This window comes from Streptomyces sp. CNH287 (genome assembly GCF_000424825.1).
In genome coordinates this window covers 1-1630 of record NZ_AUKQ01000048.1, presented here as the reverse complement: position 1 = coordinate 1630, position 1630 = coordinate 1, and the positions used below count along the sequence as shown (strand labels likewise).

1 protein-coding gene is annotated in these 1630 nt (G+C 67.4%); it reads left to right on the top strand.

The window, feature by feature from the left end:
* A partial coding sequence (locus H299_RS0123675; RefSeq protein WP_027750428.1) for a DEAD/DEAH box helicase occupies positions 1-1295 on the top strand: 1295 nt, incomplete at its 5' end.
* Positions 1296-1630 lie beyond the last annotated feature (335 nt).

Genomic DNA, 1630 nt, shown 5'->3' with positions numbered 1-1630 from the left:
CCCCCGCCTCACAGCAGCCGCCCCGCCGGGCCGTCCTCACCAACTGCCGCTGCTGTGCCGAAGGCGTCGACATCCCCGCCATCGACTCCCTGCTGTTCGCCCACCCCAAGACCAGCACCATCGACATCGTCCAGTCCATCGGACGTGCCCTGCGCCAGACTCCCGGCGACAACAAGATCTCCACCATCGTCATCCCCATCTACATGGCCCCCGGCGAAACCCTCGAAGAGGCCGTCAAGAAGAGCGCCTTCCACCTGATCTACCGGGTCCTCATCGACCTCGACGTCTACGACGAGCACACCTTCCACCTCGTCGACCACTTCCGGTACCCGAGCGACGCCACCGCCCCCCAGCTCGCCCCGCCCCCGGAACACGCCGACGAGATCATCCCCGTTCTCGACCTGAACGACGTCATGGCCCCCAACCGCGTATGGGAGGCTGCCTTCGAGGTCGCCGCAGACTTCCACACCCAACACGGCCACCTCGATGTCCCCAGCCTCTACCTCCACGACGGCTTCTTCCACCTCGGCTGGTGGGTCGGCGTGCAGCGCTCCATGCGCAAGAACGGCCTGCTCATGCCCGAACGCATCACCGCACTGGACACCCTCGGCATGATCTGGGAGCACCCTCCGCACAGCATCGAGCGCAAGCTCCTCATCGCCCGCGACTACGTCACCCGCCACGGACACCTCGCCCCCCTGTGGGCCGAGCAACACCAAGGCCTGTACCTGGGCCGCTGGGTCGCCGAGCGCCGAAGGGAAGCCAACACCCGCCGTCTGCCCCACTGCTACCAACGGGCCCTGAACGAGATCTACCCCTGGTGGAACGCCAAAGGCACAGCTGTATGGAAGCGCACCTACGCCCGCGCCCGCGCTGCCGCGCGCGACAACACACTGATCTTTCCCAGCCCGCACCAACTCACCGCTGCCGCCCCTCCACTCACCCAATGGCTGGCCCAGCAGATCGACAAACTCGACAAGCTCGAGCCCTACCAGCACCACCTCCTGGGCGACCTCCCCATCGAGCACCCCCTGGCCCTCCTGCTGCGCCGACCCCGCGGCGCCTCCCAGTGGGCCTTCGCCCGAGGACTCCGGGCCGCTTACGCCTACCGCCGCCGCCACCATCACCTGGACGTTCCCCACAGCTACACCTGCGAGGACGGCCCCGCCTTCGCCCTGGGGAGGTGGATCGCCGAGAAACGACGCGCTCCGCAAACCCTCTCCCGAGAACAACTGGACGCCCTGGAAGCCCTCGACATGCGCTGGACCGCACGCCACCGGCACAGCACCCCCTGAACCGCCGCACGCGCCAACAGACCGCGGGCGCACGCTCCCGGCTCCACCCCCGCACAAACAGCCGTACCGGATCCTCCCAGCGGTGTCTGCCGCATCCGTCCGACACCCCGGAATCCGAGTCCCCGGCTGGCAACACCAGACGCACAGCTCGCAAGCAGGAAAACCGAACGTCCTCGATCAGGAGCACTCCGGCATCATGACGACACCGCCCCACTCACCCAGCCGGCCGCCCGCCTTCAACATGCGCCTGAACCGTTCCGGGTTCGGTGGAGACTCGATTCCGTGAAAGGATTGAGTCATGGCACGCCCTTCCTCCTATCCCTCTGAGCTGCGCA